This is a genomic window from Asanoa sp. NPDC050611, assembly GCF_040654855.1.
Taxonomy (GTDB): Bacteria; Actinomycetota; Actinomycetes; order Mycobacteriales; family Micromonosporaceae; genus Asanoa.
In genome coordinates, this window is sequence record NZ_JBFAIU010000602.1 from 1 (window position 1) to 2,349 (window position 2,349).

The following is a 2,349-nucleotide window of genomic DNA, read 5'->3' on the forward strand; positions in this document are numbered from 1 at the left end:
CGCCAGCTCGTCGGCGACGAGGTCGCGGAGCCGGGCCGCCAGGGCGGGGCCGGTGCCGGGGCGGCCGAAGTAGGTGGCCATCGCCTCGCCTGCCGCGGCCAGGGTGCGCCCGATGACGATCTGCTTCTGTTCGAGGCCGAACGGGAAACCATGCTCGGCGAAGACCGTGGTCTCGGCGGCGGTCCAGCAGGGCTCGGTGTCGACGAGCAGCCCGTCGCAGTCGAACACGACGGCGTCGACCTGGGGTGGCAGCGGCATCGGCCGATCATGGCAGGCCGCCGCCACCCAGGGGCTCAGTGGCGCACCGGGCAGGCCGGGCGCAGCGTCGGTGACGGGAGCACCCGGGACGGGGCCGCGGGCGGGAACGGCTGGGTCGGGATCCGCCGCGGCTGCTCCCCGGCCCCGGCCGGCTCGGGCCCCGCGCCGGTGCCCGGCGCGCTGGTGCCCGGCGCGCTGGTGCCCGCCGCGCTGGTGCCCGCCGCGCCGGTGGCGGGGGCCGTGGGTCGCCCTGCCGGCGGTGCCTCGGCCGGCCGATCCGTCCGCGCCAGGTGGGCGCGGTGGCCGTGGACGCCCAGGGCGCGGGCGTCCGCGTCCAGGTAGAAGTTCGGGCGCTGGTCGGCCTCGTGGTAGTACCGGTGGAAGACACCGGTCGCCCCGCCCGACATCGGCGGCACGATCCAGCTCCAGTCCGCCGGCGTCTCGCGGCCCGCCTTGGTCTCGTTGCGGATGTGGGCCAGGAACCGGTCCGACTCGGTGTGGTGGTCGGTGATCTTCACGCCGGCCCGCTCGAACGACCAGAGCACCGCCCGGTTGAGCTCGACGAGCGCGCGGTCGCGCCACAGGGTGCGCGGCTTCGAGGTGTCCAGGCCCAGCATCCGGGCGACCACCGGCACCATGTTGTAGCGGTCCGGGTCGGCCAGGTTGCGCGCGCCGATCTCGGTGCCCATGTACCACCCGTTGAACGGCGCCAGCGGGTAGTGCACCCCGCCGATCGTCAGCCGCATGTTGGAGATCGCCGGCACCGCGTGCCAGCGCAGGCCCAGCTCGGCGAACCAGCCGTACTCGGGGTGCGCCAGGGGCACCTCCAGCACCGCGCGCTCCGGCAGCTCGAACAGGCGCACGCCGTGCGCCGGGGTCTCGATCGCGACCGGCAGCACGTCGAACGCGTCGCCCTTGCCGCGCCAGCCCAGGTCGCGCATCGACTCCGTGAACCGCACCGCGCGCGGGTCGCCGGTCACGCCGCCGTTGACGTCGCGGTAGCCGGCGTACCTGATCAGCTGCTCGTTCCAGATCCGCGCGTAGGGCCGGCCGGGCTGCGCCTGCGGGAACACCGAGATCACCGGCCGGATGGCGCCGGGCTCACGGTTGGCCGCCGCGGTGCCGCCGGCCATGCACAGGTGCCGCACGATCAGGGCGAAGATCTCCTCGGGCGTACGCGCGCGGCGCCGGTCGAGGACCACCAGGCTGCGCCAGTACAGCCGGCCGATGCAGCGGCTCGAGTTCCGCCAGGCGACCCGCGCACCGTACGCGAGCTCGTCCGGCGTGTGCACGTAGGTGCCCGTGGCGGCGATCTGCGCCTTGACGACCGCCAGCCGGGGCTCGACCGAGCCCAGCTTGCTGTTGTCGCCGTAGCACATCCGCAGAAACTCCTCGGCCTCGGCGAAGTCCACCGGGGCGTCCGGATCCCACGACTCGGGGGGCATATCACGGTAACCAGGTGTCGTCATCGCGCCTCCCAGATTGATGACGTCGTCACGTCCACCTGCGCACGGTGATGCCGCCGCAGTCGGGGGGCAGCGTCCGGAGCGCAGTGTGAGGAGAGTTTCACCTGGGGTCATGCGCAGATCGGACACCTTGTGCGATCGGCTGGAGCACGTGCGAGACAGGTGCCGGCCTGCGAAAACATGAAACCGGCCCTACCTGCGAAGGTAGGGCCGGTTCCGGTTGTCGCGGTCGCGACCGGTGTCACTCTCCCGGTGTCGACTTGGCGATCGTGCGCAGGAACTCGATGTTGGTGCGGCTCTGCTTGAGCCGGTCCAGCAGGAGGTCGATCGCCGCCTGCGAGTCCAGCGAGTGCAGCACCTTGCGGAGCTTGTGCGTGATCGCCAGCTCCTCCGGCGCGAGCAGGATCTCCTCCTTGCGCGTGCTGGACGGGTGGATGTCGATCGCGGGGAACACCCGCTTGTCGGCGATCTTCCGGTCCAGCTTGAGCTCGGCGTTGCCCGTGCCCTTGAACTCCTCGAAGATGACCGTGTCCATCATGGAACCGGTCTGCCGGACACGGAACGGAGAGGGGCGTGCACGCGGGGTGGAGCTCCGGGACATCGAGATTTTCCTGACGCTGGCGGA

The 2,349-nt window shown here is 72.1% G+C and carries 2 protein-coding genes and 1 pseudogene; all 3 read right to left on the minus strand.

Annotated features, from left to right (window positions below; translation table 11 throughout):
* A partial coding sequence (locus tag AB0H87_RS40790) for an HAD hydrolase-like protein (protein WP_360158914.1) occupies positions 1–258 on the minus strand: 258 nt, incomplete at its 3' end.
* 35 nt (positions 259–293) lie between these two features.
* Positions 294–1,727: a nitric oxide synthase oxygenase gene (locus tag AB0H87_RS40795; RefSeq protein ID WP_360158917.1), complete on the minus strand. Its 1,434-nt coding sequence runs from the start codon at positions 1,725–1,727 to the stop codon at positions 294–296.
* A 238-nt stretch (positions 1,728–1,965) separates the two neighbouring features.
* Positions 1,966–2,274, minus strand: a pseudogene (locus AB0H87_RS40800) (transcription termination factor Rho); the annotation flags it as partial.
* Positions 2,275–2,349 lie beyond the last annotated feature (75 nt).

Bases quoted from the DNA above. Each gene is read 5' to 3' on its own strand.
- AB0H87_RS40795 (WP_360158917.1), bottom strand. From the start codon at position 1,727: ATGACGACACCTGGTTACCGTGATATGCCCCCCGAGTCGTGGGATCCG.